The sequence below is a fragment of the Micromonospora sp. U56 genome (genome assembly GCF_018070095.1).
Taxonomy (GTDB): domain Bacteria; phylum Actinomycetota; class Actinomycetes; order Mycobacteriales; family Micromonosporaceae; genus Micromonospora; species Micromonospora purpureochromogenes.
This window is the reverse complement of the sequence record NZ_JAGPYL010000015.1, coordinates 50,068-76,419: the sequence shown is the minus strand read 5'-3', so window position 1 is coordinate 76,419 and position 26,352 is coordinate 50,068. Positions and strand designations below refer to the sequence as shown.

Sequence of the window (26,352 nt, the reverse complement as noted above, 5' to 3'; positions counted from 1 at the left end):
TCACCACCCCCCACGCCCTCACCCTCAACGCCGCCTTCGGCGGCGCCAACACCGCCCTCCTGGTAGGTACCCCATGACCCCCACCCCGGACACCCCGCGATCTTGCACTTCCGGCCCCGACATATCGGCCAACACGGGCGATTCGCGGGCCGAAACTGCAAGATCGCGCGAGGTGGGGGGTGGGGGGAGTGGGTGGTTGGCGGAGGGGCGGTGGCCGGAGGCTGGGGACGGGGCGCCGCCGGCGCTGCCCGGGTTCGTGTACTCGCCGTTCGCGGCGCTGGTGGCGGCGGTGGCCGACCGCTGCCTGGCCCGCGGGTACGGCGCGCGGCCGGCGCCGGCGGGCACCACCCGCGCGGTGGTGCTGGTCAGCGCCGCCGGTGACCGGCCGAGCGCCGTGCACGTCCGGGCCACCGTGGCCGCCGGTGGCCGGGTCGGGCCGCTGTTCTTCTTCCAGTCGGTGCCGAACAGCGTGGCCGGGCACGTCGCTGCGCGCTGGGGACTGGACGGCCCGGTGGTGTGCCTGAGCCCCACCGGTGACCCGCGCGCGGACGGCCTGGCCCAGGCGGACCTGCTGCTGTACGACGGCGACGCCGACGAGGCGTTGCTGGTTCTGATGGAAGAGGCACCCGACGGCACGCCCACCGGGGCGGTCGCGGTGCTGCTGGGGGGAGGAACGAGGCAATGAGGACGAAGGGACTGCGCGGGGTGCTCGCCGCCGACACCGCGCTGGGTGCCGGCAACGTGCTCGCCCGGGTGCTGGCGCACGGGGCCGACCCGACGGGACCGGGGTTGACCTTCGACACCCCGGTCGACGGGCACCCCGCCGAGCGGCCGCTGACCCTGGGTCAGCTCGACGAGCGGGTCGCCGCCCGGGCGGCCTGGCTGCACCGGCGCGGCGTGCGGCCTCGCGACCCGATCGCGGTGTGGGCCACCGGTGCCGCCGACATGGTGCTCAGCTTCCTGGCGCTGACCCGGCTCGGCGCGATCCCCGCGCTGATGAACGGCAAGCTCCGCCCGGAGATCGCCGCCGAGTACATCCGCCGGCTGCGCGCCGCCGGGGTGCTTGCCGACGCCGCGCACACCGAGGCCCTCGCGGGACACGACCTGGGCGCGCCGCTGCTCGGGCAGCCCGCCGAGGCGGGCGCGGGTGACCCGGCCGACGCGCCGCCGCACTACCGCCACCACGACGAGGACCCCATCGTCATCACCCACACCTCCGGCACGACCGGGGTGCCGAAGGCGGTGCTGCACTCGCACGCCAGCCTCTTCGCCGCCACCCGGCATCTGCTGTGCATGCCGCAGGCGCAGGGCACCAGCCGGATCCTCAACGCGCTGCCCGCCCCGCACACCGCCACCGTGCTGATGGTCAACCAGGCGCTGGGCAACCGGGCGGAGATGCTGCTCCTGTCCGAGCAGGGCGGCGAGCGGGTACTCGACGCGATCCAGCGCTGGCGCCCGGACGGGGTGTTCGGCTTCTCCGTCACCTGGGCGGAGCTGGCCCGCTTCGACCTGTCCGGGTACGACCTGGACTCGGTGCGGCTGTGGTTCAACACCGGCGACTGCTCGCACGAGCCGCACGTGCGGCGCCTCGTCGCGGTCGGCTCCCGGGACACCGTCACCCGTGAGGGCGTGGTGCGGGTGCCCGGCTCGGTCTTCATCGACGGGCTCGGCTCCAGCGAGATGGGCCACTCGATGTTCCACATCACCCACACCGCCGACACCGACCGGTACGGCCGCTGCGTCGGCCGTCCCTACCGGTTCACCAGGGTGGCGGTGCTCGACCTCGACGGCAACGAACTGCCGCCCGGGGAGGTGGGCTGGCTGGGCATCGACTCACCGTCGCTGTTCCGCGGCTACTGGAACGACTCGGTGACCACCTACCGGTCCCGGCTGCGCGGCTGGTACCTCACCGGCGACCTGGTGTACGCCGACGCCGAGGGCCGCTACCACCACCTGGACCGGGCCGTCGACTCGGTCGAGGTGGCCGACGGGCGGCGCTTCTTCACCGCGCTGTCGGAGGAGCGCATCCTGGCCGCCTGCTCCGACGTCACCGACTGCACCGTGGTGATCGTCAAGCAGGACGACGGCACCGTCGTCACCGACGTGCTGCTGGAACTGGCCGCCGGCGCCGACCCGGGGACCGACCGCACCGGGGCCGTGCGCGCCGCGCTCGGGGCGGACGTCGGCGCGACCCTGCGCCGGGTGGTGCCGGTCGCCTCCGCCGACATCCCGGTCACCGTCACCGGCAAGGTACGCAAGGTGGCGCTGCGCGAGCGCTATCTGACCGAGTCGCCGTCATGACCGCCGTCATCACCGGGATGGGGCTGTTCAGCCCCGTCGGGCGGGGTGTGGCGGCCACCTTCGACGCGCTGACCAGCGGGAAGTCCGGCCTGGCCCGGCCGCCCGAGGGGCACCCCGCCCGGGAGTCGCTGGAGGTCGCCGGGCTGCTGCCGCCGATCGACCCGCGTACGGTCGCCGCCGGCCCGGAGACCAGGGTGCTCGATCGGATCGTGGTGCTGGCGCTGCTCACCGCCGCCGACGCGCTCGCCGACGCCGGCATCGAGGTCGGCCGGGACGTCGACCCGGCGCGGATCGGCGTGATCGTCGGCGGGGTCGGCGGGATGTCCACGCTGGAGACGCAGGTGGTGGCGCGGGCCGCCCGGGGGCGGGCGGCGGTCAGCCCGTACCTGCTGACCGGGATCCTGCCGAACATGCCGTCGGCGCGGATCGCCATCGCGCACGGCATCCGCGGCTACAGCTCCGCGGTGGGCACGGCGTGTGCCTCCGGCGCCCAGTCGGTCGCCGACGCGGTCCGGCTGATCCGGGGCGGGGAGGCCGACGTGGTGCTCTGCGGGGCCAGCGAGGCGCCGCTCTTCCCGACCTTCGCCGACACCTTCGGCAACGCCCGGGCGCTGGCCCGCGGCTGGGACGACCCGACCCGGGCCAGCCGGCCGTTCGACACCCGGCGCAACGGCTTCGTCCTCGCCGAGGGGGCGGCGCTGCTGGTGCTGGAACGCGCCGAGCACGCCGCGGCGCGCGGCGCCACCGCCTACGCCGAGGTGGCCGGGTACGGCGCGACCACCGACGCGTACCACCCGACCGCGCCCCGACCGGACGGCGCGGGCGCGGCCGAGTGCATGCGTCGGGCGCTCGCCGGCGGGGGAGTGTCGGCCGGCGACGTCGGCTACGTCAACGCGCACGGCACCGGCACCAAACTCGGTGACATCGCCGAGACCACCGCGCTGGCGACGGTCTTCGGCGTCGGCGGGGTGCCGGTCAGCTCCACCAAGGCGCTCACCGGGCACCTGCTCGGCGCGTCCGGGGTGGTCGAGGCGGCCGCCTGCGCGCTGGCCCTCGGCGCGGGGCTGCTGCCGCCGACGTACCACCTCGACGACCCGGACCCGGACTGCCCGGCGGACCACATCCGGGTCGAGCCCCGGGCGACCGGGACGGAGTTCGCGCTGACCAACTCGTTCGGCTTCGGCGGCCAGAACGTCAGCCTGCTGCTGCGGCGCACCGCCGGGGCGCGGGCCGCCGGGCCGCACCGGTGACAACCCGGGCGGTACGCGCCCGGACCGCACTCACGGGGGGACATGGGGAAGGGCTGGAGATGGACATCCGTGGAATAGACCACATCGAACTGTACGTGGGGGACGCGCGGCAGGCCGCCTTCTACTTCGGCACCGCGATCGGCTTCCAACTGCGGGGCCAGGGGGGCCCGGAGACCGGACTGGCCGGGCAGCGCTCGCTGCTGCTCAGCCAGGGCGACATCCGGATGCTGCTCACCTCCGGGCTGACCGCCGGGCATCCCGCCGCGACGTACGTGCAGCGGCACGGCGACGGGATCGCGGTGGTGGCGCTGGAGGTCGGCGACGCCGCCGGGGCGTACGCGGAACTGGTGGCCCGGGGTGCGACCGGGGTGAGCGCGCCGCGGACCTGGACCGGCGCGGACGCCGAGGTGGTGACCGCCGAGGTCGGCGGCTTCGGCGACGTGCTGCACCGGCTGGTGGAGCGGCGCGGCGACCGGACGGAGTTCCTGCCCGGGGCGGTGGAGACGACGCCGCCGGTCACCGACGACGACAAACTGCTCGCCGAGATCGACCACCTGGCGGTCTGCGTGCCGCCGGGGCAGCTCGACGAGACCGTCGCGCACTACCGGCGGGTCTTCGGCTTCGCGCAGATCTTCGAGGAGCACATCGAGGTCGCCGGCCAGGCGATGAACTCCAAGGTGGTGCAGAGCCCGTCCGGGCGGGTCACCCTGGTGCTGCTGGAACCGGACGCGGGCCACCGCCCCGGCCAGATCGACGCGTTCCTCACCGAGCACCACGGCGCGGGGGTGCAGCACCTCGGGCTGCGCACCGACGACATCGTCACCGCCGTCGGGGCGCTGGCCGAGCGGGGGGTGCGCTTCGCCGGCACCCCCGGGGCCTACTACGACGACCTGGAGCGGCGGGTCGGCCCGATCGACGCGCCGCTGGATCGGCTGCGCGACCTGAGCATCCTGGTCGACTCCGACCACGGCGGGCAGCTGTTGCAGATCTTCACCGAGTCGATGCACGTGCGCCGCACCCTCTTCCTCGAACTGATCGAGCGGCGCGGGGCGCGCACCTTCGGCAGCGGCAACATCAAGGCGCTCTACGAGGCCAAGGAACGGGAGCTGGCCGCGGCGGGGGCAACCCCCGCCGTCGTGGCCGGCACGGCACGAGGGGTTGGGGCATGACCACCACGGAGTTCCATCCGACGCTGACCGCCGAGGAGGAGGCGCTGCTCCCGTCCGACGAGGACGTGCGCTGCTACGCCGAACACGGCTGGTACCTGTCGAAGAAGCTGCTCACCGACGAGGAGGTGGACGCGCTCACCGCCGCCGCCGACCGCTACTACGCCGGCGAGCGGGACCGCCGCCTGCCGGTGCGCCCGCCGAAGCTCGCCTACTGGGAGCCGTCGAGGGGCCCGGTGCAGCGGCACAACGACTACGTCCACCACGAGCACGACGGGCTCGCGGCGATCCTGCGCAAGCCGCTGATCGGGGCGGTCGCCGCCCGGTTGGCGCAGGCCGACGAGATCCGCGTCTTCCAGTCCACGCTGATCTACAAGCCACCGATCTCCGGAGAGCCGTCCAACATCGTGCCCTGGCACTTCGACAAGCACTACTGGGCGTCCTCGTCGTCGGAGAAGATGCTCACCGCCTTCATCCCGTTCCACGACTGCGGCGAGGAGATGGGCACCATCACCATGGTCGACGGCTCGCACCGGTGGCAGGAGATCGGCGCCGACGACACCGTCGTGCGGCACTTCGCCGACCGGGACCGCGACCAGCTCGAGGAGATGCTGGCCGAGAACGCCGCGTACAACGGCGCGGAGATCCGCAAGATCCCGATGGTGATCCCCAAGGGGCACCTGAGCTTCCACCACTGCCGCACCTACCACGGCAGCGGCGCGAACGTCAGCGGTCGCCCCCGGCAGGCGATCTCGCTGCACCTGCAGGACGGCGACAACGCCTGGCGGGAGTATCCGCTCTCCGACGGCACGCTCGCCGCGTACAACCACGACGTGCTCGTCCGCCGCACCCACGAGGGGCGGCCCGACTACGCGGACCCCGAATACTGCCCGGTCATCTGGCGTGACCGCGCCCAGCAGGGAGGCTGACATGTCACGCTACGACTGGGGGAGGACGCACCCGGGCATCGAGCGGCTGGAGCAGGCGGTGACCGACCGCCGCGACGCGGTGGTCAAGCACCCGCTCTACGCCAACCTGGACACCCACGATGCGCTGGTCACCTTCATGGAGCACCACGTCTTCGCGGTCTGGGACTTCATGTCCCTGCTGACGTCGCTGCAGCGGCAGCTCACCTGCGTCACCGTGCCGTGGATCCCGACCGGCCCGACCGGCAGCCGCCGCCTGATCAACGACATCGTGATGGTCGAGGAGAGCGACGAGCTCGGCGAGGGCTTCATCAGCCACTTCGAGCTCTACGTGCGCGGCATGCGGGAGGCCGGCGCGCACACCACCGCCGTGGACGCGCTGGTCGAGCTGCTGCGGGCCGGCCGCCCGGTGACCGAGGCGCTGGTCGAGGCCGGCGTCCCCGCCCCGTCGGCGCGGTTCGCCGCCACCACCTGGAAGATCATCGAGTCGACCCCGGTGCACTGCCAGGCCGCCGCGTTCGCCTTCGGCCGCGAGGACCTGATCCCCGACATGTTCACCCAGGTCGTCGCCGTCAACGAGCGCAGCAACCGGCTGCACACGTTCGTCGACTACCTGGAGCGGCACATCGAGGTCGACGGGGAGCAGCACACCCCGATGGCGATGCAGATGCTCGCCGACCTCTGCGGCGACGACGACGTCAAGTGGCAGGAGTGCGCCGACACGGTCAACCTGGCGCTCACCGCCCGGGCCGCGCTGTGGGACGACATCCTCGTCGCCGTCAAGGAGGGGCGCGACCGGTGACCGACGCCGACCCGGTCCGGCTCTACCGCACGGTACGACTGATCCGCCGCTTCGAGGAGCGGGCCGTCGAGCTGGTCCACTCCGGGGCGATCGTCGGCGGCATCCACCCGTACCTCGGTCAGGAGGGGATCGCCGCCGGGGTGTGCGCCGCGCTGCGCGACTCCGACCTGGTCACCGGCACCCATCGCGGGCACGGGCACGTGCTGGCGAAGGGAGCCGACCCGGCCCGGATGATGGCCGAGCTGCTGGGCCGGGAGACCGGGCTGAACCGGGGCCGGGGCGGCTCTATGCACGCGGCGGACTTCTCCCTCGGGGTGCTCGGCGCGAACGCCATCGTCGGCGCCTCCGGGGCGATCCTCACCGGCGCGGTCTGGGCCCGTCGGCGGCGCGGCGACGGCGTGGTGGGGGCGACCTTCTTCGGCGACGGCGCGGTCAACGAGGGGATGCTGCTGGAGGCGTTCAACCTGGCCGCGCTCTGGCGGGTGCCGGTGCTCTTCGTCTGCGAGAACAACGGCTACGCCACCACCATGCCGGTCGCCGGCGCGGTCGCCGGCACCATCGTCGGCCGGGCCGAGGCGTTCGGCATGCCGGCCGCCGTCGTCGACGGCCAGGACCCGGAGACGGTACGCGACGCCGCGGCCGCCGCCGTCGCACGGATGCGCGCCGGCGGCGGCCCGGAGCTGGTCGAGGCCCGCACCTACCGCTTCGACGCCCACCACACCTTCGAACACGCGGTACGCCTGGACTACCGCCCGCCGGAGGAGGTCGCCGAGGGCCGCTCCCGGGACCCGGTGCAGATTCAGGGCGCCCGGCTCGTCCCGGCGGACCGGGCAGCCGTCAACGCGGAGGTCGAGTCGACGCTCAACGCGGCCGTCGCGTTCGCCCTGGCCAGCCCCGAGCCGGACCCGGCCGGCGCGCTGGACCACCTGTACGCCAGCGGGCTGACCGCCCGGACGGGAGGTGGCTGATGCCACGGCTGTCCTACCGCAAGGCGCTGACCAGGGCGCTCGCCGACGAACTGGCCCGCGACGAGAGCGTGTTCCTGCTCGGCGAGGACATCCGGGTGGCCGCGTCGAACGTCACCGCCGGACTGCTCAAGCGGTTCGGGCCGGAGCGGGTCCTGGACACGCCCCTGTCCGAGCAGGCGTTCACCAGCTTCGCCACCGGCGCGGCGCTGGCCGGGATGCGCCCGGTGGTGGAGTTCCAGATCCCGTCGCTGCTCTTCCTGGTCTTCGAGCAGATCGTCAACCACGCGCACAAGTTCCCGCTGATGACCGGCGGGCAGTGCGCCGCCCCGGTCACCTACCTGGTGCCCGGCTCCGGTTCCCGGACGGGCTGGGCGGGGCAGCACTCGGACCACCCGTACTCGCTCTTCGCCCACGTCGGGATCGTCACCGCGGTGCCGGCCACCCCGACCGACGCGTACGGGCTGCTGGTCTCGGCGATCCGGCACGACGACCCGGTGGTGGTCTTCGCCCCGGCCGGCGCGCTGGACGTCCGCGAGGACGTCGACTTCGCCACCCTCGCCCCGGTGCCGTTGGGCCGGGGCGTGGTGCGCCGGGCCGGCGACGACGTGACCGTGGTCGCCGTCGGGCACCTGGTGCACGACGCGCTCGCGGTCGCCGGGGAGCTGGCCGACCAGGTGTCGGTCGAGGTCTTCGACCCGCGCACGCTCTACCCGTTCGACCTCGACGGGCTGGTCGACTCGGTGACCCGGACCGGGCGGCTGGTGGTGCTCGACGACTCCAACCGGTCCTGCGGCATCGCCGGCGAGATCATCGCCAGTGTCGTGGAACGGGTCCCGCTGGCCGCCCCGCCCCGGCGGGTCACCCGCCCGGACGGCGCGGTGCTGCCCTTCGCGCCCGTGCTGGACCGGGCCGTACAGCCCGGCCGGGCGGCCCTCACCGCCGCCATCCACCACGTGACCAAGGACGGATCATGATCGATGTGAACTACCCGTGGCCGGCGGCCGGCCGGGCGTGGACCGACCTGCCGGAGGCCGCCCGCCGGGCGATGGTCGCCGCCGGGGCGCAGGAGTGGGAGCGGATCTTCCATGGCCGGGCGACGTACAACAAGCAGTGGCGGCTGGCCCGGCCGACGGTGCTGGCGGCCGACTCCTTCCGCGAGCTGAACGAGGTCTGCGACCGGATCGCCCAGCTCGTCCTGGACGCCTGCCGGCGGCGCGCCCGTACGGCGGGGGAACTGCGCCGGCTGCTCGGCGTGCCGGCGGGGGAGACCCGGCTGCTTGACGAGGACGAGCCGCTGACCGAGGCGCTGCTGGCCGCGTACCGGCCGGACGTGCTGCTCTCCGGCGGGGAGCCGCGGATCGTCGAGTACAACATCGACAGCAGCCTCGGCGGCGGCTTCGACGCCGACACGGTGATCCAGCGGTTCGCCCAGCTCTACCGGGAGCGCGGCCTCCTCGACGGCGTGCCGGCGCGGCCGGCACCGTCCCTGCTGGACCAGCGGTTCGTGGCGATCCGCGACGAACTGGGCCTGGCCGAGGGGGCCCGGGTGGCGCTGCTGATGGACTTCGACGCCGAGTACCCCGGGCTGGACGACCCGGAGACGTTCATCCGGATCCTCTCGCCCCTGGTGGACCAGGCCCGGCGCTTCGGCATCGACCTGGTCATCGCCCCGGTCGCCACCGCCACCCTGAACGCCGACCGGCGGCTGGTGGTGGGCGGCGCGCCGGTGGACGCGCTGTTCCGGCTCTTCGTGCCCAACCGGGTCACGCCTAGCGCCGGCCTGGAGGCGGTGGCGGGGGCGCTCGCCGCCGGCACCCTGCCGATGTTCGTCAGCGCCGCCGCCTGGCTGCTCGGCAACAAGGTCAACTTCGCCTGGCTCTACGAGGACCTGGACCAGCTCCCCGCCGACGACCAGGCCCTGATCCGCCGGTACGTGCCGCACACGGTGGTGCTGACCGTGGCCGAGCTGGACCGGGCGCTGGCCGAGCAGGCGGAGCTGGTGGCCAAGCCGGCCGACGGCTCCGCGGGCCACGACGTGCTGATCGGCCCGGAGCTGAGCGCGGCGGCCTGGGCCGACGGGGTGCGGGCGGCCGTGGCGCGGGGCGGTAACATCCTGCAGCGGTACATGCCGGCCGACCGGGTGGCGATGGACTTCGTGCAGATCGAGACGGGGGAGGTGGTCACCGCCGAGGTGCCGTACAGCATCGCCCCGTACCTGTTCGGCCGCACCGGCTCCGGCGCGCTGGCCCGGGTCGGCTACCCCGGCTGTGAGGGGGTGCTCAACCTCGCCCGGGGCGTCCTGCTGACCGGCATCCTGCTCACCGACTGACCCGGCCGAGGCTCGTCCGTCGTTGCCCGTCGCGGCCGGCGTCGGGAGACGACGGACGATCCCGGGTCACGGCCGGGGCGCGCGTCGGGCGGCGAGGTGGGCGCCGAGCCGGCGTACCGTCTCCGCCGCCGCGATGGCGTCGCTGCGGGCGCTGCCGTGCCGGCCGTCGCTGCTGTACAGCGACGCGTCCGCACCGGCGGGGTGGTCGGTGAGGTGCACGTGCACCGTGCCCAGCCGCACGGCGAGCCGCCCGGTGTGCGACGAAAGACGACGCATCCGCTCGCTCAGTCCGGACCGCAGGGGAGCCGGGACGGCCGGGCTGTGCGAGACGTCGAACATGCCGACGGTGACCACCTCCGCCCCGGCCTCCCGCAGCGCACCGATCATCGCGGCCAGCTCGACGTCGACCGCGTCCGGGTCGAAGGCCGTGCGGAACGCGTCGTTGCCGCCGCAGACCACCAGCGCCAGGTCGGGGTCGAAGGCCAGCGCCGCGTCCAGCTGCGCCGCGCGCACCTCGTGCGCCCGCAATCCCCGCCGGCCCAGGTTGAGGTACGCCAGCCCGGGGTGGGCCGCGCGCAGCTCGGCGGCGATCCGGTCCGCCCACTGCACCGGCGGGTACCCGTCGACCGGCTCGCACATCCCCTCGGCGACGCTGTCGCCCAGCACCACGAACCGGCGCCACGGATGCCCGGCGAGCAGCGCAGCGCTCTCGCCCTCGCGCAGGCAGTACGGATCGGTCGCTTCGGTCAGCGTCGATGGCATGGCCGGCAGGCTAGCCGACCCGGGGGGCAGGCGTCGACACCGCGTCGGGAGCACGACCGTGAGCTGACAGCGCCCCCACTTCCCATCAGCGCCGATCGATGTCGGTGCGTTACGCGGCCACGTCCGGTCCGGCCCGGGGTGAACAACCGCGCCGGGGGCCTGGATCCGGCCCGGTGCCGCGAGAAACATGTGCACTCATCGATCGGCCGATCGGGCCGTCCAGCCCTCCCCGGGAGGAACGCGTGAGACTCACTCGACGTGGCGTGCTGTCCGCCGTCACCGCCGCCCTGATCAGCGGCGCCGTCGCCGCGGCACCGGCGCACGCCGCCCCCGCACCCCTGACCGCCGAGCGGGCCGCCACCCTCACGGCCGCGCTCGGCGCCGACCGTACCGCCGGCTCCTACGTCGACGCCTCCGGGCGTACCGTCGTCGCCGTGACCGACGCGCGGGCCGCCGCCACGGTCCGGGCCGCCGGCGGGCAGGCCCGCCTGGTCACCCGCAGCACCGCCGCGCTGGAGCGCGCGCAGTCCCGGGTGGACCTCGGCGTCACCGGCACCGCGATCTACGTCGACCCGGTGACCAACCAGGTCGTGGTCGGCGTGGACAGCACGGTCAGCGCCGCCGACCGGGCCCGCATCCGAGACGCCGTGGCCGCCTCCGCCGGCAGCGCGCGCACCACCGACCTGGCCGGGACGCTGAGCATGCGGATCACCGGCGGCGACGCCATCTACGGCGGCGGCTACCGCTGCTCGCTCGGCTTCAACGTGCGCAGCGGCAGCACCTACTACTTCCTCACCGCCGGGCACTGCACCGACCTGTCGGCGAGCTGGTACGCCAACTCGGCGCTGAGCACCAAGCTCGGCGACCGGACCGGCAGCAGCTTCCCCGGCAACGACTACGGCATCGTCCGCTACACCAACACCTCGGTCGCCGTCGGCGGTTCCGTCGGTTCCCAGGACATCACCGCCGCCGGTGACGCATACGTCGGCCAGGCCGTCACCCGCCGCGGCAGCACCACCGGCACCCACAGCGGCACGGTCACCGCCCTCAACGTCACCGTCCGGTACGCCGAGGGTGTCGTGCGCGGCATGATCGGCACCAACGTGTGCGCCGAGCCGGGTGACAGCGGCGGCCCGCTCTACGCCGGCAGCACCGCGCTCGGCCTGACCTCCGGCGGAAGTGGCAACTGCCGCACCGGCGGCCAGACCTTCTTCCAGCCGGTCAAGGAGGCCCTGAGCAAGTACGGCGTCTCGGTCTTCTGATCCCGCCCCACGTGGCGGACCGGCGTCGCTTGCGGCGTCGACTGCGGGCCCGGTTGCCCAGCTGCGGCGGTCCGGCGGGGCCCCGCCGCTGCCGTTCCAGGCGCCGGCGGGCCCGCTTCGACAGGTCCTCCTCCGGGTCGCCGGGACGGAACACCCCCCAGACGACCCACCCGGCCATACCCAGGAACGCGAGGCCGCCGCCGCCGGCGGTGAGCGGCACCAGGCTCGGGATCCAGGCATCCTCGGAGTCCCGGTCGACGACTCGCGCCGGGACCGGGCCGACCGGGCGTTCCTCCAGGTACGGCTCAATCGTCACCTCGGCTATGCGGAACTCTCCGCCGTCGGCGACGAACTCCCCGGTGCAGGTCCACCCCTCGTTTTTTCCTTCGAACGGGACACACCGGGTGACCCGCACCTGGCCGGGCGACCCGGCGTACTCGGCGAGAGTGGCGCCCACCCCCTGCACGAGCAGCAGTAGGCCGAGCACTCCGAGGAAGCCGGCGAACCCGCCGACGATGAGGAGCAGCTGCCAGTCGAGGCCACCGAGCCGCCATCGTGCCGGTGGTTCCGCCAGGTCACGTCCCATGCCCGGGGATGGTACGAGTGCCGGTCCACGGTCGGCGTTCTCGTGACGTACCGGCGGGGTGGCCGGGCCCGGCGCTACCCTCGCCGTGGGGGTGAGGCCGGGTGGTGCAGGTGGCGGTCTGCGGCCCGGCGTCGGCGACGCCGGCCGAGCTGGCCCACGCCCGCCGGGTGGGGGAGCTGCTCGCCGCCCGCGGCGCGACCGTCCTCTGCGGAGGTGGCGGCGGGGTGATGGCGGCGGTCGCCGCCGGCGCCCGGGCCCACCACGGCCTGGTCATCGCGGTACGCCCCGACGACGGTACCGCCCCCGGCCCGGTCGCCGACGCCTCGGCGACGCTGCTGACCAACCTGGGCCAGGCCCGCAACGCCGTCATGGTGTGGAGCGCCGACGCGGTGATCGCGGTGGGCGGCTCCTGGGGCACTCTCAGCGAGGTGGCGCTGGCGATGCGCCGGGGCGGGGTGCCGGTGGTGGTGCTCGGCGGCTGGCGGGTGGTGGACGCCACCGGGGCGCCGGTGTCCGGCCCGCACCACGTCGACACGCCGGAGGAGGCGGTCGGTGTGGCGCTGGCGGACCGGCCGGGCGACGGCGGCTCCGGTTTGGCACGCCGAGCGTAGCCTCTTCCCATGATCAGGTGTTGTCGGTTCACGATTCCCCGGCGGCCGTCTCGGTGAGGCGGTGGGCCCGTGGCGCGTGGCCGGTCGCGCTCTGGACCGTCGTTCTGGTCGGGCTCTGCGCGATCGGACTCGGCCCGTCGTTCTCGGGGACGAGCTGCGACGAGCGGGAGGCGGCGGTCGCCGCGCCGCTGCACACCGACGTGGCGCCGGTCGCCCGGGAGTTGGCACCGCTCGGCACGATCCTGGAGGTGCACTGGCTGCAGCGGGTCGACGGGGGACTCTGCGACCTCGGCCCCGGTGCCCTGCGCGCGGCCCGCGAGGGTGTCGCCCGGGTCGCCGACGTGGCCGCGTTGACGCGACTGACGGCACGGGACACCGGGGATCCCGTCGCGCCCGACGCGCGGCTGTCGCCGTGGCTGCCGTCTCGCCCCGACTGGTGGTCGGGGCCGGCGCTGGACGCGCGCTTCGACGCGGGGGCCGACGAGGCGTCGGCCTGGTACTGGCTGGATCAGGACAGCGGTGTCGTCTACTTCCGTTCCGACGTGGACCACGAGCCCGGCGGCTGACGCCGCAGGCCCTGCCGCCGTCGGCACCGTCCCGGCCCGAGACCCGTCCCGGGCCGCCATTCACGGGGGAGGAAGCACTGCGGAAGGGTCCGCGCGGACGGACCCAGGACAGAAAACGGTCGGTCAGGTGGGGGCGATTGCCGCTGTCGAGCTGGGCGATGTCGTCCTCGGCCTCGTCCTTCAGCTCCGACAGGTGGTGCCGCAGCCCGTGCCGGTCGTCCGCGTACGCGTCGAGCAGGTCGAGCTTCGCCGAGGCGCACGGCCAGGGATGGGCGTCGACGCGACACAGCCACATCGGCCGCAGGGGAACGTGCCGTGTCGCCTGCTCGATCATGCGATCACCGTGACCCGGTCGACCCGGACGGAGGCGTACCGCTCGCGGGGGTCCACCGACCCGTCCTGCCGTACGTCGTGCCCACGCAACTCGGCCCAGCGCTCGCCGCCGTGCGTGGCCTGGCCGACCACCTCCTCGACGCGCATGCGCAACGGGCCCGCGCCGAAGGCGTAGTCGGCCTCCGGGACCGTGATGGTGGCTCCAGGCCTCATGGCCGTGCCCAGGACAGCAGCCGGCGGTGCCCCGGGTGTGGCGTTCACCCGGCCCGGGCCTCGGAACGGCGGGACGAGTGGACCGATCGGACCCGGTACGCGCGGCGGTGGCGGTGCTGATGGCTGGCTCGGCTTCTGCTCGGGCTGCGGCTTGTCCCTGGGCACGGTTCTCCCCTGTCTGTCGGCGTTGGAGATGGGGCCACCCCGCCCTCGCCGGGGCGGCCCCGCCACGAACGCGACCGCCGGGTTCGTTTCCTCCACCGGCCGCGCCGTCCTGGCTTCCACCCTGGACGCCCGACTCATACGCTGGAAACAGTGACCGCACGATCGCGGAGCGTGGCGGTCGGTTGGAGGCGGGTGAGGAATGCCGTGGGAGACCGTGGAAGGGCGTGGAAGCTGTGGGAATCTCGCCGTCGGAGTACCTTCTGCGCGAGCTGCGGCGACGGCGGACGGCTGCGGGGCTGACTCAAGCCCAGCTGGGCGAGCGCGTCTTCTGCTCCGACTCCCAGGTAAGCGCGATCGAGACCGGTACGAAGCCGCCCACTCGGCCTTACCTGACAGCCGTCGACGACGCGCTGGGCGCGGACGGCTACTTCGCGACCCTCTGGGATGAGTTGGTCAAGGGCGACGCCGCGCCGATCTGGCTCCGTGAGTGGATTGAGATTGAGCGCGAGGCGACCGCGCTGCGCTGGTACGAGCACGCTTTCGTGCCCGGCCTCCTGCAGACAGAGGGGTATGCACGTGCAACGTTCCGGGCGGCACGGGTGCCCATCTCGGAACTCGACCAGCGGGTCGCGGCGCGCATGGAGCGGCAAGCCGTCCTCGCCCGCGAACCCGCCCCGCAGCTGTTCGTGGTCCTGGATGAGATGGTCGTCCGACGGGCATGCGGTGGCGCGGACGTGATGGCCGAGCAGCTGCAGCACCTCATCGCATGCGTCGAACAGCCGCATATCCAGTTGCACATCGTCCCGACGTCGGCTGGCATGTACTCGGGCCTGGCCGGGGCTTTCATCGTCGCCGACCTGCCGGACGGATCTCGGGCCGGGTACGTCGACAACCAGCTTGCGGCGCAGATCGTGGGACAGGCCGAGGAGGTTGCTAGCCTTGGATTGTCCTGGGACGCGGTCCGGGGCGAGGCCCTCCCGCTCGGCCTGACACTCGACGTTCTCACGGAAGCGGCAAAGACATGGACATGACCGGTGCCAAATGGCGGAAGTCATCCCGCTCTTCCACGAACGGCGGCGCGTGCGTCGAGGTCGCCGACAACGTGCCGGGCGTCGTCGGGGTGCGGGATTCTAAGGATCCGGTCGGCCCGGCGCTGACCTTCTCGCCGGCCGCCTGGCGGGCGTTCGTCGCCCGGGTGGCCGACCGGGCCTGACCGACCCCGAGTACGAGAGTGCCCGCCCCCGATCGGGCGGATTCTGGGGGTCGTCGCAACACGCCTGGTCAAGGACTTGCTGAAGGCAGTCTAACGGGAACTGGCTGGAGCCTAGCGGGACGGGCGGGCCAGGCACTGGACACGGCCCACGCCCGGATCGCGGCAGAAGCGGATACGTGCGCTCCTAAAGTGCAACCCTGGTATCGGTGCGAGGCACACGGTCTGTTGCCTACGCGCGGCCGTGGCAGGCTGCTGTGCTCAGCCCGTCCAGATTGATGAAGTACCAGGTCGATCGGCCGAAGGCATGCAACACATCGCCTCTGCAGGTGTAGCGCAGTCCGCGGGCCTCCATGCCGTCGGGTAGCACCACGCGGCATCGCCCGCCTTCCTGACGCACCCCGTCTCGACTGATCCGCAGCAGCGTCGCGACGTCGTACTCAGGACCCCCTCCTCCGGTGAGGACAGCGAGGTCTGCGCCGCGTCGCAGCAGGTGGTGGGCAAACCTGTATGGGGAGGGCCCCCAGTCGGTCACCCGCTCACCGGCAGCAGACAAGATGTGAAACCCGCTGTAGGGACAGAAGTAGGCGGTCTCGCCCTCAACGTTAAGCGAGTAGCAGTCAGAGATGTAGGGCAGCTCGGCATCCAGCGGATAGAGCCAGTCGGCAGTCAGATCCTCTCTGAAGCGGGCGAGCCCGTGCCCTTCCGGGCCACTTCCGCCCATTGCTTCGTCGAAGTATCCGGCCCACACCTTGCCCGCGGGTGTGGTCAGCAGCTCCTCAATCCCGTCACCGATGTAACCGCGATGCCTGAGCTCGCCGCTGCTGGTCCACACCTCTGCGTTGACCGCGCTGGGCTTGGCCCGGGCGGCAGCCAGCAAAACGTGCCCCTCGGGCAGCGGCTGTACGAAACTCACCCGTAGGTCGGTCTCCACATCAACGGCACCGACGACTCGCCGCCGGCCGCCAACATGCCAGGTCACCTGCTTACGGATGATGCCCTCGCGGTAGGGCCACACGGCAAAGGCCGTACCGTCGGGACCTACGCCAACTGCCTCAGGCTCTCGCATCGTCGCGACCGGGTCCGATGGCATCACGAAGCCGTGGCGTTGAAGCGGCGCGACCGGGAGCCTCAACGCCTCCAGCCGCCGCCGAAGGCTCGCCTGGTCGCGTTCCCCATCAGTTCTCATCGCCAACATCATCTCAGCTTGGGAGAGGCCCCTGCTGGTGTCGTGTCAACGCAGGTGGGGACCACGTCTCACCGGGCCTCCGTGACGGACAGGACTGCGCTCACCAACGACGATCAAATGCGGAACCGGTCTTGCGGCGAGACATCCTCATTCCGGCAAGACCGCGCCGAGCGCAGGCGCACGCACGCACCGCGACGCTCGGTTGGCGGCATGAGGGAGCGCTCGTCCAGCCCAGCGCCGGTGCCGCACCCGGCGTTCGTCACACGGATAGCCGAGCTGCGGAGCTGAGCCGGCATAATGCGGCCAGCCACTGGACGGATGTCGGCGAGAATCTCCACGTGCGTCATCTGAGTCGGGATCAGCTCGCCGCTTCACCGCTGCCCGACGGCCCCTTGGCCCAGGCGTGGAGCACCTACCTGACGTGCTGGGCGCAAGGGCGGCGCCGCGACGCCTTGGCCAGCGCTAGCCGATTCGTTGACCTCCTGTCTGCCGCAGGGCTCGGCCCCTGCGCGGCTTTCGCCCGGTGGGTGTGCGCGATGCTGTTCGACAGCAGCGACTGGTGGGCCGGCCAGTGGGGCGGCGGCATGATCCTGCGCAGTGGCCGCTGGGAACGGCCAGCGGAGCCGGCGTTGACCGTCCACCCGATCGTCGTTCGGGTCCTCCTGCCCTACCTGATCGACGGGCTGCACGACCAGGACGGCCCGCACCTGCGCTGGATGTATCAGTTCGCTGTCGGCCAGAGCTACCGGCTCCCTCCCCGCGAATGGCACCAGATGACGGCCGCCATCGAAGCCCGGTGCGGGCTCGGGGCACCGCCGATCGCGTTACTGCAACACGCCGCCGACGACCCTAGAGCCCGTCGCATGCTGCGGGACGCGGAGACCGACTGACCCGCGCCAGGCCATTGCCGCAGCAGCGACCAGTACGCCGGAAGCGCGCCCGTTCGTCTCCCTGCCCCCGGCGCACCCGCACAGCCCGCGACTCCCCGCGCGAGTCGCGGCATGAGCGTGCGCTCGCGTCGCGTACAGACTTCCCCCGCCTACTTCGCCTTGCGATGATCCGGTGGTGACCTCCTACGTGTCCCACACCACCGTGGATTGTGCCGACGCCTACGCCTTGTCTCGTTGGTGGCAAGCCGTTCTCGACTACAGCGAGAACCCGGACGATCCGAACGAGCCCGGCCACGAGGAATGCATGATCTACTCCCGCGACGGGAGGCACCGCCTGCTCTTCATCGAGGTGCCGGAAGTAAAGCAGGTCAAGAACAGGATCCATCTCGACTTGCGTCCTGTCGACGGCACGCGCGACGCGGAGCTGGCGCGGCTGACCGAACTCGGTGCGGCCGTCGTGGCTGACCGCCGCGAGGCCGACGGAACGGGATGGGTTGTGCTTGCCGATCCGGAAGGCAACGAGTTCTGCATTCTTCGGAGCGACGCCGAGATCGGTGGCGAGCGGCCATGACGGCGTTGCGCTCGCCCGTGCAGCCGGTCGCTACGTCCGCTCATCGGCGTCCGGACGGCATCCGGGCCAGCTCGGCGTGACGTTACGTAGCGCGCGGATGCGGCAGAGCGTGCAGGTGATCAAGCGGCGCCGTCAATCTGCCCGAGCCATCGACGGACCGCTGAGAAATCCGCTTCGGTCAGGCCCACGTATGGGTCGACACGTTGCAGCAGCGCCCGCACCGGGTGGTGTGCTGCGACCCATCGCCGGTCAGCATCAGTTATCTCGTCGTCAAGCCAGACGAATGGGCGGCCGGCTGCCCACCGGGTAAGGAATACGGTCTTCCAGTGCAGGTCGTGCTCCGGATCCTCGTCGTCGTCCGGCCATTCGACGACCGGCAGGTCCGGAAGCCCGAGCCGTGGCGAGACGACCTCGTTCGCCTCCGCCATCCATGTCGTCGCCCAGACCAACTGGCATCCCAGTGCCAACAGCCTCCGCCCGTCATCTGGGTCAAGCCGATCGAGCAGAGGGTTGCCAGTACCGTCCAGTGGCTGCACGACGGCACCGCCCAAAGAATGCTCGCGGCTAACCGGCCGGGCTTTGAACGGGATCAGCGGTCCGTCGACATCGACGAAGATCAAGGGGCTGTTGGCAAGGCCGGCCATCACGCTCGAACAGTATCGTGGGCCCATCCGGGCTGAGCCAGGTGCGCGCACTCTCCCGCGAAGGACCGGCTGTTCGCTGCACGCACCCCTCATAACGCACCGGGACGCCAGGTCAGCGGCAGAAGCGTGCGTCGTTATCGCCGATGTGCTGCGAGGTGCTCATGAAGTCGACTCACCGCTCCCCACAGGTAGTAGGCGGGGAGTCCTCGCTCACCGCCGGTCTGACATCTCGCTGGCGGGCATCGCCCCGTATCTACGAGGTGAGCTTGGTGACCAGGCCGAGGCCCGCTTGGCTGGCCTGCTCGATCGCGCGGATCGCGGCATATGCGCATGTCCCGAGGGGTTCGCGGCCGGCCTTTTCCGAGGTGGCGTAATCGGCTTGTGCGGGGTGTCGAGGGCTGCTTCGCTGTTGCCCGTGACCGAACTTCGAACGCCGCGACTGTGCTTGCACGCCATCGACACAGCAGAGGGTGAACGCATCGTCGGGCGGCGCGCCGGAGCCGGGGATGCCTGGGCTGAGGATTTTCCTTTCGACGGCGACGTCATCGGCGTCACGGCCTTTCTCACAGCTACGGCCGCCCACGGGGACCAACGCCCTTTCGGGCACTACCGGGTCACCCGGACCGCCGACGGGAAGGCCATCGGTGGGATCGGTTTCAAGGGTCAGCCGGACGACGGATGTGTCGGGGTCGGCTACGGCCTCGCCCCATCAGCCCGTGGTCACGGCTATGCAGCGGAGGCACTCGTCGCCCTGCTGAACGTCGCGGCCGATCACGGATTGTCCCGAGTTGTCGCCGACACCACCGGGGACAACGTCGCTTCCCAGCGGACCCTCGAACGTGCCGGGTTCCGCCAAACAGGCACCAACGGTGACCTCTACCTATACGAGGTACTCCTCGACGCCCCTTCGCGGCCGGCGCAGACGCAGTAGCCCGATCGCCCGTTGGGGCAGCCCGTAGCTCCCGCGCGAACGGTGATCCTTCGGAACCGTCTATCGCTCATCGGCAAACCCCCGAGCGGCTGGCTATGTCTCGGAGGCCAGGTACGCGGCCAGGATGTAGTTGGGGTGCCGGTCGAGTTCTTGCGGGCCCGGTCGTAGCGCATGGTGGTTAGGGCTGACCGTGGGCACGGCGCCCGCCATTTTCAAGGAGTCACCATGCAGGTGATGGTGCTGGGCGGTACCCAGTTCATCGGCCGCGCCATCGTGACTGCGCTGCTCGACGACCACGAGGTCACCGTCCTTAACCGGGGTTCCAGGCCGCTGTGGGATCCGCGGATACGGCAGCTCGTCGCGGACCGCAACGATGCCGCCCAGCTGAAGGAACTAGGCCTGGAGGGCTTCGACGCGGTCGTCGACGTCTCGGGCACAGAACCGCACCACGTCACCAATGTGCTCGCGGCGTTGCCGGATCCTCAGGAGCTGCGCTACGTCTTCATCAGCTCGGCCGCCGTCTACAACCGGTCGGTGGCGTCCCCGCCGTTCCGAGAGGACGACCAGGCCGACGGCGACGCCATCTGGGGCGGTTACGGCGCGGCGAAGGCGGAGTGCGAGGCCGTGCTGCGCCGTGGGTGCCACACCGGTCTGACCGTCTTCCGGCCGCCGTACGTTTACGGTCCGCACAACCCGGACCCGCGCGAGCAGTTTCTGTGGGCTCGCATCCTGGCTGGCCAGCCGGTCTTCGTCCCCGGAGATGGCGACACCCGCATCCAGTTCTGCCATGCCCAAGTGCTCGCTCAGGTGGTGGCCGCCGCGTGCGCGGGCCAGCTGGCCGCGGGAACGTTCAATGTGGGCGAGCCGGCCAGCTACACCCTCCGCGAGTATCTCGCCATTCTCGGGGAGGTCGCCGGAGTGCCGCCGACGGTGGTCCCCGCCCCCGACCCCACCGTCCGTGCGCGTGACTATTTCCCGTTCCGCGACGCGGAACTGGTGCTCGACGTGACCCGGCTCGCCACGCACGGGGTGGCAAACCACGACGACCTAGCCAACGGTCTAGCCAAGACGCTGACCTGGTTCCGCAAGAACGGCGGCATCAGCGACGAACCGACCCCGCAGGAGTTGGCCTGGCGAGCCACGGCCCGGTGGTAGCGCTGGTCGTCAATGACGATTACCGGCTCGACCGGACCAAGCGGATCTCCTCGTCCGGCAGTCGTGTGGCCCGTGGATGGCCCTGCTGTCGGTCGGCGTCGAACACTGCCGCTGACCTGCTCGACTTGTCGGCTGCCGTCGCTCGTCACTCCTGTCCGTCGGCCGGCTTGGCTGTACGGATGGCTGTACAGCCCCCTCCTAATCCGTAGCCTGGGCCAGCCCGTCCGGGTTAGGGCCTGTCCGGCGGATCATGCCGGACAGGCCCGTGGTTCCGAGGAGGGTTCAGCGCTTGAGCGTGAAGGTGAAGTCGCCGGAGAGCTTGCCGCTCAGCCGGACTGCCGAAACGAGTTTCCCCTCCGTGATCAGTCTCTCGACCTCGGCCCGCGAAAGACCGCAGCCTTCAGCGATCAGTCGCACCGGCCGGACAGGGATCCGCGCCGCAGAGCGGACCGAGACGTCGATCACCTCGTGGTCCAGGTGATCCGATCCGCCGGTGTCGAGGCGCCAGGCGTTGTCCCAGTCGAGGGCGATGCGATTACGGCGCTGCACGACCGGATCCTGGAGCAGCTCAGCTGTCAGGCCAGGGTCGTTGTCATGCAGCCGGTCCAGCAGCTCAGGTCGTATGGAGCGCACAGTCATCCGTTCCAGGACCGTGAGCTTTGCAGTTTCCCCGCAAGCGGTACAGAGCGCGAGGAGCCAGGCGTCGATGAGCTTGTGGTTCGCGTTGACGCGAAATTTACCGCTTGCCCGGAAGCGCTCGGACGCGCACGCGTGGCAGCGGCGGCGAACGAGCGGCAGGCAGGTGGGCACGACCATCCAGTTTTTGAGCACAGAAGTACACCGGTTTCAGTGAGAAGTCCGCAGCAAAAAGGAGCGCGGCGCAGATGCGCGACGCGCGACAAATCAGCGCTCGGGAGGTCTCACAGGGTGTACAACGGCACGTCCTTGACTAGACGACTTGGTTCGGCGGCACGGTAATGGCGTACAGCGGCGCTGCGCCACTGGTTTTCGAGCGCCTCACCGCCAGGTTCTATCCGGCGGATCGAGGACGAAGCCAGAGCCAGATCGCTGCGACCACTGTTCGCAGCGGTTCAATCGCCTGCTGCTGCGTCCGTCCAGCGCCGTTGCTGTCATCCGCTGCTGTCACCAGGGGTGGGTTCGACCGTCGGGTCGACGGCGGGCACTGGAACCGCTGCCGGTGATGGGGCTCGGTCATTTCCGCGCGCTGCGGAAGTCCTGGTAGCCCATGATGTACACCGTCTGCGACGGGTTCAGGGCGTAGGGTATCGCCTTGCCGGTCTCGGCGAACCCGAGCTTGCGGTAGAACGCCCGGGCCCGGGGGTTGTCCTCGTGGACGCCCAGGGTCAGCCACGCGACGTCGGTGTGGTCGCGGGCGAAGCGGATCGCCGCAGCCATCAGGGCAGCGGCGGGTCCAGCCGGGCCACGGTGCGCCGGGGTGACGTAGACCGCGTAGACGTGGGCGTGGTCGGGAACTTCGGCAAGCGGCGCGACCGCAGCCGTCCCGACCCAATCGCCTGCCTCGCCGGTGGCGACGAATGTCGCTGACGAGGCGGAGTCGGCTTCGCGGGCCGCCTCCTGCTGCCAGACGGTGTCGCTGAAGGCGGTCGCCTCGGCAAGTGGCGTGCTGAACGCGGTCGGTGAGTCCTGGAGTGCCTCCAGCCGGATGGCCCTCAACTGCCGCCATTCCTCGGCGGCTATGCGGCGTATGTGGTAGATCATGAACGTCCATTCCCGCTGTGAGCTCAACTGTTCGGTGATGCAGTCTGCTGCAGAGCCCCCTTGCCGGCGCTCTTCAGGGGTGAAGCTAGACGCAGTGCGTGGTCAGCCGCGGCCATTCCTCGGCTCACCCCGGCCGGGCATCGCAAGGTGCAGAAACCTCGCGATCCGCCCTCAGTGGGGGCGAATGCGGGTGCGGTGGCGAAGAGGAGAAAATGGACGAATGAGGGAGCGGACCGGCCTGACCCAGGTGGAGTACTTCGTACTGCACGAGTCCGACGGCGACGCGCCCCTGCCCGAGATCGCCGACGCCTGGCTCGACAACGGGGCGAGGTCTCCGACGGTCGAGGAGGCCCTGCCGGCGCTCGCCGGGGCGCTGGTGAGCCTGACTGCCAACGGTCTGGTGGAGGTGCGCCGGTTCACCAGCTGGCCGGCACCGTGGAACGGCGGCGTGCGGGTCGAGGATGAGCACCTGCGCGCCGAGGTGGGTGGCGCCGACCCCTGGCTGCCCGGCCCCGCCCGGACCGGTCTGCTGGTCGCCCGCGTCACCGACCAGGGCGGGGCGTACCTCTGACTCCCGGCCCCGGGGCGTCGCCGCGCGGTGGCAGACTGCCCCTCCTTCACCTACTCGGGGCTCGCTCAGGCGTTCCAGCTGTTCGACGAGCCGGGCCACGGCGCGGAGGTCTACTCGCTGATGCGGGACAGCGACCTGCCGCCCGACCAGTACCTGACCCGGTTCTTTGACACCGGCGACGAGCGCTAGGGGACGGTGAGCTGACTCAGCCCACCGCGGCCCGGAGCAGGGCGATGTCGTGCTGGTCGACGGCGCGCGGCGGGTAGCCCTCCCGGAAGCGCAGCTGCTGGGCGACCGACAGGCAGGGCACCGGCCGCCCGCCGATGGTGCCCGCGGCGAAGCCGTCCGCGGCGTAGCCGAAGCTGGCGCCGTCCAGCCCCTCCTGCACCCCGCTGCCGTCCGGCCGGAACGCCACCGGGTGCAGGTCGACCCGCCGGCCGTCCGGCGCGGTCAGCTCGGCGCGGACCGGCAGCCAGTCCACGGTCACGGCGAAGTCGAGCCGGTGCAGCAGGGCGAGGACCTCGGCCTGCTGGGCGGCGTCGACGGCGAGGTCGAGATCGCCGTGCGGTCTGGTCTGCCGGCCGACCACCGCGTCGACCGCCCAGCCGCCGGCCACCCAGGCCCGCAGCCCGTGCGCGGCGAACTCCGTCAGCAGCGTGGTCACCTCGTCTGCGTCCACCCGGCCAGCCTGCCAGACGGTGCCGACGCGCCCTGGCAGGGTGCGTCTGTGGCGGACCGGCCGCAGGTGGCGAGGCTGCACCACCGCCGCAGGCCGCTCTCGTCCAGGAACAGCCACCCGCACCGCTCGTCGGGGCAGGCCCGCACGGTGAGCCGGCGCGGGTCGGCCAGCAGTTCGGCGGCGCTCCAGGCGACCGCGTGCACGGGCAGCCGCAGCCCGGCGGTCAGGTCTGGCCACCACCGACCCCGACCGTCGGCGTCGCGCCGGAAGACCAGCGTCTTCGCGGCCTCCTCGGCGTACCGGGCGACGGCGGCGAAGGCGCGCCGGTCCTCGGGGTCGGTCAGGCAGGCGTACAGCCGGGCGCGTAGCGCGCGGGCCTCGTCGAGGGCGGCGTTCGCCCCGACCGGATCCCGGCGGGCCAGGTCGAGCAGGCGGCCCACGGTCACCTCGTCGGCCAGCCCCACGTGGCCGGTCCAGACCGCCAGGGTGCGGTAGCCGCGCAGCCACTCCGCGCCCGGCATCGGCGGCTGGTGGCCCCAGCCGGCGAAGGTGTTGCAGAACTCCAGCGCCGGATGGCCGCCGACGCTCCACGGCAGGGACTCGCCGCGGACCCGTACCTCGTACACCGGTCGACCGGTCCGCTCCAGGCGGTGGTCGGCGCGCAGGATCCGCCGGTGCACCTCCCGCAGCCGGTCACCCGGCTCGACGCCCAGGTCGTCCACCAGCGTCCGGCGGGTGCGCCGGTACAGCCGCAGTGCGTCGGCCTGCCGGTCGCCCCGGTACAGCGCGGTCATCAGGGTGGCGACCAGATGCTCCCGGGTCGGGTGCCGGCCGACCACCGGGGTCAGCTCGGTCACCACGCGGGCGTGCTGGCCCAGCGCGAGCCGCGCCTCGGCGCGCAGCTCGACGCCGGTGAGCCGGCGTTCCTCCAGCGGCCCGTCGAGCCGTTCCCGCAGCACGTCATCGGCCGTGCCGGCGAGCAGGGGGCCCCGCCGCAGCGCCAGGGCCCGGTCCAGCAGCCGGACCCGCTCGGCCGGGTCCGTGGTGGCGGCCGCTCGGTCCACCAGTTGGACGAACTCCACCGCGTCCACCCGGTGCCCGTCCGGCTCCACCAGGTAGCCGTCGCCCCGGGTGGTGATCCGGACCTGGTACGGGGCCAGCGACGCCCGCAACCGCCCGATGTAGGTGTGCACGGCGCCCCGGGCCGAGGTCGGTGGGTCGCCGTTCCACAGCAGATCGATGAGCCGGTCGGTGCTGACCAGGTGGCCGACGTCCAGCAGCAGCACCGCGAGGACGCACCGCTCCTGCCGCCGGCTGCCCAACTCGACCGGCTCCCCGTCCCGCCGCGCCTCGAACGCCCCGAGCAGAAGAAACTCCATACCCGTCCTGACCCCCTGACCCCCCACCACGGTTGTCACCGCGGGGGGAGAGGCGTGGTCAGGGAGTGGTGAGGGGAGGGGGTGAGGGTGGGGGCGTTCTGACACCGATGGAGGAGCAGAGATGCGTAGGAGAACGAGTGTCGCCGTGGTGGCGGCCATGGTCGCGGTGGTCGCGGCCGGGGCGACCCCGGCGTCCGCGGAAACCACCGGGGGTACGGGGGGCTGGGTGCCCGCTCCGCAGGGATCCTTCGAACAGCCGGCCGGGGCCCGGTGCGACTTCGCCATCCGCAGCGAGCCGGTGCGCGACGAGGTTCGCAAGCTGGTGCTGGACACCAACCCGGACGGCTCGCCCCGCCGCGAGCTGTACGCGGGGGACCTGATCGTCAAGGTGACCAACACCGACAGCGGGGCGAGCACCCAGGTGGACGCCAGCGGCATGGCCCTGATCGAGTTCCACCCGGACGGGTCGCAGACCTGGTACGCCAACGGCCCGGCGCTCTTCGGCTTCCGGCCGGACGGCGGCACCCTGCCGCGCGGGTTCTGGCTCATCGACGGGCAGTACGTGATGGAGTTCAGCCCGACGTTCTACAAGACCCTCACCATGGTCCACGGCACGACGCACAACGTCTGCGAGGACCTGGACTGATCGTCCCGCCGCGCCCCCGGGTGGCCGCCCGGGGACGCGGCTCAGACGCTCTCCTGCCAGATCTCGAACCCGGTCGGCGGCGAGTGGGTGAAGCGGCCCCAGACCGGGTGGGCCGAGATCCGGACGAACCAGTCGTCGAACGGCTCCGGCCCGCCCCGGAACCACCAGTCCTCGTGGTGCCCGGTCCACTCCGGGTCCGGCCCGAACCGGTATTCGGCGCGCAGTTGGACGTACCCCTCGTGGTCGCCGTCGGCGTCGACCACCTCGAACTGGCGCACGACGCTCAGGACGAACGCGGCGTCGCCCGTCGCGCCGACCGTCGCGTACTGGAACAGCAGGCCGTCCTGGTCGGGCAGCTCGGTCGACACCTCGAACTCGACGGCGGCGAAGCGTCGCACGGCGTCCAGCAGCCGGGCCGGCGGCGGGACGGTGGAGTCTGGCGCGGCGAAGCCACCGAGGTCGCGGAAGGCGGCCTCGGCGGCTTCGATCGGCAGTCGTCGGGTCATG

At 72.1% G+C, this 26,352-nt stretch carries 31 protein-coding genes; 21 read left to right on the top strand and 10 right to left on the bottom strand.

Going from position 1 to position 26,352, the window contains the following annotated elements; all coding sequences use genetic code 11:
- Positions 1 to 172: 172 nt before the first annotated feature.
- The 9 genes from KBX37_RS08490 to KBX37_RS08450 are packed head-to-tail and all read left to right on the top strand — an operon-like array spanning position 173 to position 9,742.
- Positions 173 to 685, top strand: a complete 513-nt coding sequence (locus KBX37_RS08490; protein WP_307849001.1) for a beta-ketoacyl synthase chain length factor — start codon at positions 173 to 175, stop codon at positions 683 to 685.
- A complete protein-coding gene (locus KBX37_RS08485; protein ID WP_210775357.1) occupies positions 682 to 2,301 on the top strand; it encodes a class I adenylate-forming enzyme family protein in 1,620 nt (539 codons plus the stop codon). Before KBX37_RS08490 ends, KBX37_RS08485 begins: the two co-directional genes overlap by 4 nt.
- The gene (locus KBX37_RS08480) at positions 2,298 to 3,551 is read left to right on the top strand and encodes a beta-ketoacyl synthase (protein ID WP_210775356.1); all 1,254 of its coding nucleotides are present in this window, start codon (positions 2,298 to 2,300) and stop codon (positions 3,549 to 3,551) included. The genes KBX37_RS08485 and KBX37_RS08480 overlap by 4 nt, the downstream gene beginning before the upstream one ends.
- Positions 3,552 to 3,610: 59 nt before the next feature.
- Entirely contained in the window at positions 3,611 to 4,720 is a 1,110-nt protein-coding gene (hppD, locus tag KBX37_RS08475; protein WP_210775355.1) for a 4-hydroxyphenylpyruvate dioxygenase, read from the top strand.
- Positions 4,717 to 5,646, top strand: coding sequence for a phytanoyl-CoA dioxygenase family protein (locus KBX37_RS08470; RefSeq protein WP_210775354.1), 930 nt, complete (start codon positions 4,717 to 4,719; stop codon positions 5,644 to 5,646). Before hppD ends, KBX37_RS08470 begins: the two co-directional genes overlap by 4 nt.
- Position 5,647: 1 nt before the next feature.
- Positions 5,648 to 6,445 carry a DUF3050 domain-containing protein gene (locus KBX37_RS08465; RefSeq protein WP_210775353.1) on the top strand — a complete coding sequence of 266 codons (798 nt, stop codon included), beginning with the start codon at positions 5,648 to 5,650 and terminating at the stop codon, positions 6,443 to 6,445.
- Positions 6,442 to 7,413 (top strand): thiamine pyrophosphate-dependent dehydrogenase E1 component subunit alpha, encoded by a 972-nt coding sequence (locus KBX37_RS08460; protein ID WP_210775352.1) that lies wholly within the window; start codon positions 6,442 to 6,444, stop codon positions 7,411 to 7,413. Before KBX37_RS08465 ends, KBX37_RS08460 begins: the two co-directional genes overlap by 4 nt.
- Positions 7,413 to 8,387 carry an alpha-ketoacid dehydrogenase subunit beta gene (locus tag KBX37_RS08455; protein ID WP_210775351.1) on the top strand — a complete coding sequence of 325 codons (975 nt, stop codon included), beginning with the start codon at positions 7,413 to 7,415 and terminating at the stop codon, positions 8,385 to 8,387. The genes KBX37_RS08460 and KBX37_RS08455 overlap by 1 nt, the downstream gene beginning before the upstream one ends.
- Positions 8,384 to 9,742: a hypothetical protein gene (locus KBX37_RS08450; RefSeq protein ID WP_210775350.1), complete on the top strand. Its 1,359-nt coding sequence runs from the start codon at positions 8,384 to 8,386 to the stop codon at positions 9,740 to 9,742. The genes KBX37_RS08455 and KBX37_RS08450 overlap by 4 nt, the downstream gene beginning before the upstream one ends.
- 66 nt (positions 9,743 to 9,808) lie before the next feature.
- On the opposite strand, the gene KBX37_RS08445 is transcribed toward KBX37_RS08450, so the two are convergent.
- The gene (locus tag KBX37_RS08445; protein ID WP_210775349.1) at positions 9,809 to 10,504 is read right to left on the bottom strand and encodes an SGNH/GDSL hydrolase family protein; all 696 of its coding nucleotides are present in this window, start codon (positions 10,502 to 10,504) and stop codon (positions 9,809 to 9,811) included.
- A 242-nt stretch (positions 10,505 to 10,746) separates the two neighbouring features.
- On the opposite strand from KBX37_RS08445, the gene KBX37_RS08440 reads away from it, so the two are divergent.
- The gene (locus tag KBX37_RS08440; protein ID WP_307849000.1) at positions 10,747 to 11,766 is read left to right on the top strand and encodes a S1 family peptidase; all 1,020 of its coding nucleotides are present in this window, start codon (positions 10,747 to 10,749) and stop codon (positions 11,764 to 11,766) included.
- Here KBX37_RS08440 and KBX37_RS08435 read toward each other — a convergent pair.
- Positions 11,726 to 12,352 carry a hypothetical protein gene (locus KBX37_RS08435; protein WP_210775347.1) on the bottom strand — a complete coding sequence of 209 codons (627 nt, stop codon included), beginning with the start codon at positions 12,350 to 12,352 and terminating at the stop codon, positions 11,726 to 11,728. The genes KBX37_RS08440 and KBX37_RS08435 overlap by 41 nt on opposite strands.
- Before the next feature lie 101 nt (positions 12,353 to 12,453).
- Here KBX37_RS08435 and KBX37_RS08430 point away from each other — a divergent pair, with 101 nt between their 5' ends.
- Together KBX37_RS08430 and KBX37_RS08425 are read left to right on the top strand one after the other, a co-directional pair.
- A complete protein-coding gene (locus KBX37_RS08430) occupies positions 12,454 to 12,963 on the top strand; it encodes a dethiobiotin synthetase (RefSeq protein ID WP_307848999.1) in 510 nt (169 codons plus the stop codon).
- Between the two features lie 20 nt (positions 12,964 to 12,983).
- On the top strand, positions 12,984 to 13,529 hold the full coding sequence (locus KBX37_RS08425; RefSeq protein ID WP_210775346.1) for a hypothetical protein: 546 nt from the start codon (positions 12,984 to 12,986) through the stop codon (positions 13,527 to 13,529).
- A gap of 330 nt (positions 13,530 to 13,859) precedes the next feature.
- On the opposite strand, the gene KBX37_RS08420 is transcribed toward KBX37_RS08425, so the two are convergent.
- Positions 13,860 to 14,075, bottom strand: a complete 216-nt coding sequence (locus tag KBX37_RS08420; RefSeq protein WP_210775345.1) for a hypothetical protein — start codon at positions 14,073 to 14,075, stop codon at positions 13,860 to 13,862.
- A 389-nt stretch (positions 14,076 to 14,464) separates the two neighbouring features.
- Here KBX37_RS08420 and KBX37_RS08415 point away from each other — a divergent pair, with 389 nt between their 5' ends.
- Together KBX37_RS08415 and KBX37_RS08410 are read left to right on the top strand one after the other, a co-directional pair.
- On the top strand, positions 14,465 to 15,271 hold the full coding sequence (locus KBX37_RS08415; RefSeq protein ID WP_374103699.1) for a helix-turn-helix transcriptional regulator: 807 nt from the start codon (positions 14,465 to 14,467) through the stop codon (positions 15,269 to 15,271).
- The gene (locus KBX37_RS08410) at positions 15,262 to 15,453 is read left to right on the top strand and encodes a DUF397 domain-containing protein (protein ID WP_210775344.1); all 192 of its coding nucleotides are present in this window, start codon (positions 15,262 to 15,264) and stop codon (positions 15,451 to 15,453) included. The genes KBX37_RS08415 and KBX37_RS08410 overlap by 10 nt, the downstream gene beginning before the upstream one ends.
- Positions 15,454 to 15,682: 229 nt before the next feature.
- Here KBX37_RS08410 and KBX37_RS08405 read toward each other — a convergent pair whose 3' ends face one another.
- Positions 15,683 to 16,639, bottom strand: a complete 957-nt coding sequence (locus KBX37_RS08405; RefSeq protein ID WP_210775343.1) for a hypothetical protein — start codon at positions 16,637 to 16,639, stop codon at positions 15,683 to 15,685.
- A 536-nt stretch (positions 16,640 to 17,175) separates the two neighbouring features.
- Here KBX37_RS08405 and KBX37_RS08400 point away from each other — a divergent pair.
- Together KBX37_RS08400 and KBX37_RS08395 are read left to right on the top strand one after the other, a co-directional pair.
- A complete protein-coding gene (locus tag KBX37_RS08400) occupies positions 17,176 to 17,529 on the top strand; it encodes a hypothetical protein (protein WP_210775342.1) in 354 nt (117 codons plus the stop codon).
- A 175-nt stretch (positions 17,530 to 17,704) separates the two neighbouring features.
- Positions 17,705 to 18,100, top strand: coding sequence for a VOC family protein (locus tag KBX37_RS08395; RefSeq protein ID WP_210775341.1), 396 nt, complete (start codon positions 17,705 to 17,707; stop codon positions 18,098 to 18,100).
- Between the two features lie 119 nt (positions 18,101 to 18,219).
- On the opposite strand, the gene KBX37_RS08390 is transcribed toward KBX37_RS08395, so the two are convergent.
- The gene (locus tag KBX37_RS08390; protein ID WP_210775365.1) at positions 18,220 to 18,744 is read right to left on the bottom strand and encodes an HAD domain-containing protein; all 525 of its coding nucleotides are present in this window, start codon (positions 18,742 to 18,744) and stop codon (positions 18,220 to 18,222) included.
- 415 nt (positions 18,745 to 19,159) lie between these two features.
- Between KBX37_RS08390 and KBX37_RS08385 the strand changes: the two genes are divergently transcribed.
- Positions 19,160 to 19,675, top strand: a complete 516-nt coding sequence (locus tag KBX37_RS08385) for a GNAT family N-acetyltransferase (RefSeq protein ID WP_210775340.1) — start codon at positions 19,160 to 19,162, stop codon at positions 19,673 to 19,675.
- 225 nt (positions 19,676 to 19,900) lie between these two features.
- Entirely contained in the window at positions 19,901 to 20,830 is a 930-nt protein-coding gene (locus KBX37_RS08380; protein WP_210775339.1) for an NAD-dependent epimerase/dehydratase family protein, read from the top strand.
- Positions 20,831 to 21,112: 282 nt separating this feature from the next.
- Here KBX37_RS08380 and KBX37_RS08375 read toward each other — a convergent pair whose 3' ends face one another.
- Positions 21,113 to 21,646, bottom strand: a complete 534-nt coding sequence (locus tag KBX37_RS08375) for a DUF1062 domain-containing protein (RefSeq protein WP_247657430.1) — start codon at positions 21,644 to 21,646, stop codon at positions 21,113 to 21,115.
- A 396-nt stretch (positions 21,647 to 22,042) separates the two neighbouring features.
- Complete coding sequence (locus KBX37_RS08370; protein WP_210775337.1) at positions 22,043 to 22,570, bottom strand: GNAT family N-acetyltransferase; 528 nt, start codon at positions 22,568 to 22,570, stop codon at positions 22,043 to 22,045.
- A 220-nt stretch (positions 22,571 to 22,790) separates the two neighbouring features.
- Here KBX37_RS08370 and KBX37_RS08365 point away from each other — a divergent pair, with 220 nt between their 5' ends.
- The gene (locus KBX37_RS08365; RefSeq protein ID WP_210775336.1) at positions 22,791 to 23,141 is read left to right on the top strand and encodes a hypothetical protein; all 351 of its coding nucleotides are present in this window, start codon (positions 22,791 to 22,793) and stop codon (positions 23,139 to 23,141) included.
- Between the two features lie 27 nt (positions 23,142 to 23,168).
- Positions 23,169 to 23,330 (top strand): hypothetical protein, encoded by a 162-nt coding sequence (locus KBX37_RS08360; protein WP_210775335.1) that lies wholly within the window; start codon positions 23,169 to 23,171, stop codon positions 23,328 to 23,330.
- 16 nt (positions 23,331 to 23,346) lie between these two features.
- Here the strand turns inward: KBX37_RS08360 and KBX37_RS08355 are convergent, their stop codons facing one another.
- Both KBX37_RS08355 and KBX37_RS08350 read right to left on the bottom strand, forming a co-directional pair.
- Positions 23,347 to 23,820 carry a nucleotidyltransferase domain-containing protein gene (locus KBX37_RS08355; RefSeq protein WP_210775334.1) on the bottom strand — a complete coding sequence of 158 codons (474 nt, stop codon included), beginning with the start codon at positions 23,818 to 23,820 and terminating at the stop codon, positions 23,347 to 23,349.
- On the bottom strand, positions 23,802 to 25,199 hold the full coding sequence (locus KBX37_RS08350; protein WP_210775333.1) for a BTAD domain-containing putative transcriptional regulator: 1,398 nt from the start codon (positions 25,197 to 25,199) through the stop codon (positions 23,802 to 23,804). Before KBX37_RS08350 ends, KBX37_RS08355 begins: the two co-directional genes overlap by 19 nt.
- A gap of 121 nt (positions 25,200 to 25,320) precedes the next feature.
- Here KBX37_RS08350 and KBX37_RS08345 point away from each other — a divergent pair, with 121 nt between their 5' ends.
- Positions 25,321 to 25,845, top strand: a complete 525-nt coding sequence (locus tag KBX37_RS08345; protein ID WP_210775332.1) for a hypothetical protein — start codon at positions 25,321 to 25,323, stop codon at positions 25,843 to 25,845.
- 41 nt (positions 25,846 to 25,886) lie between these two features.
- Here KBX37_RS08345 and KBX37_RS08340 read toward each other — a convergent pair whose 3' ends face one another.
- The gene (locus KBX37_RS08340) at positions 25,887 to 26,351 is read right to left on the bottom strand and encodes a hypothetical protein (RefSeq protein WP_210775331.1); all 465 of its coding nucleotides are present in this window, start codon (positions 26,349 to 26,351) and stop codon (positions 25,887 to 25,889) included.
- Position 26,352: the final 1 nt, after the last annotated feature.

Bases quoted from the DNA above. Each gene is read 5' to 3' on its own strand.
- KBX37_RS08405 (WP_210775343.1), bottom strand. From the start codon at position 16,639: ATGAGAACTGATGGGGAACGCGACCAGGCGAGCCTTCGGCGGCGGCTG.
- KBX37_RS08480 (WP_210775356.1), top strand. From the start codon at position 2,298: ATGACCGCCGTCATCACCGGGATGGGGCTGTTCAGCCCCGTCGGGCGG.
- KBX37_RS08435 (WP_210775347.1), bottom strand. From the start codon at position 12,352: ATGGGACGTGACCTGGCGGAACCACCGGCACGATGGCGGCTCGGTGGC.
- KBX37_RS08380 (WP_210775339.1), top strand. From the start codon at position 19,901: ATGCAGGTGATGGTGCTGGGCGGTACCCAGTTCATCGGCCGCGCCATC.
- KBX37_RS08470 (WP_210775354.1), top strand. From the start codon at position 4,717: ATGACCACCACGGAGTTCCATCCGACGCTGACCGCCGAGGAGGAGGCG.
- KBX37_RS08410 (WP_210775344.1), top strand. From the start codon at position 15,262: ATGGACATGACCGGTGCCAAATGGCGGAAGTCATCCCGCTCTTCCACG.
- KBX37_RS08455 (WP_210775351.1), top strand. From the start codon at position 7,413: ATGCCACGGCTGTCCTACCGCAAGGCGCTGACCAGGGCGCTCGCCGAC.
- KBX37_RS08375 (WP_247657430.1), bottom strand. From the start codon at position 21,646: ATGGTCGTGCCCACCTGCCTGCCGCTCGTTCGCCGCCGCTGCCACGCG.
- KBX37_RS08465 (WP_210775353.1), top strand. From the start codon at position 5,648: ATGTCACGCTACGACTGGGGGAGGACGCACCCGGGCATCGAGCGGCTG.
- hppD (WP_210775355.1), top strand. From the start codon at position 3,611: ATGGACATCCGTGGAATAGACCACATCGAACTGTACGTGGGGGACGCG.
- KBX37_RS08485 (WP_210775357.1), top strand. From the start codon at position 682: ATGAGGACGAAGGGACTGCGCGGGGTGCTCGCCGCCGACACCGCGCTG.
- KBX37_RS08340 (WP_210775331.1), bottom strand. From the start codon at position 26,351: ATGACCCGACGACTGCCGATCGAAGCCGCCGAGGCCGCCTTCCGCGAC.
- KBX37_RS08420 (WP_210775345.1), bottom strand. From the start codon at position 14,075: ATGAGGCCTGGAGCCACCATCACGGTCCCGGAGGCCGACTACGCCTTC.
- KBX37_RS08400 (WP_210775342.1), top strand. From the start codon at position 17,176: ATGCTGTTCGACAGCAGCGACTGGTGGGCCGGCCAGTGGGGCGGCGGC.
- KBX37_RS08365 (WP_210775336.1), top strand. From the start codon at position 22,791: ATGAGGGAGCGGACCGGCCTGACCCAGGTGGAGTACTTCGTACTGCAC.
- KBX37_RS08445 (WP_210775349.1), bottom strand. From the start codon at position 10,504: ATGCCATCGACGCTGACCGAAGCGACCGATCCGTACTGCCTGCGCGAG.
- KBX37_RS08345 (WP_210775332.1), top strand. From the start codon at position 25,321: ATGCGTAGGAGAACGAGTGTCGCCGTGGTGGCGGCCATGGTCGCGGTG.
- KBX37_RS08390 (WP_210775365.1), bottom strand. From the start codon at position 18,744: ATGGCCGGCCTTGCCAACAGCCCCTTGATCTTCGTCGATGTCGACGGA.
- KBX37_RS08350 (WP_210775333.1), bottom strand. From the start codon at position 25,199: ATGGAGTTTCTTCTGCTCGGGGCGTTCGAGGCGCGGCGGGACGGGGAG.
- KBX37_RS08370 (WP_210775337.1), bottom strand. From the start codon at position 22,570: ATGATCTACCACATACGCCGCATAGCCGCCGAGGAATGGCGGCAGTTG.
- KBX37_RS08450 (WP_210775350.1), top strand. From the start codon at position 8,384: ATGATCGATGTGAACTACCCGTGGCCGGCGGCCGGCCGGGCGTGGACC.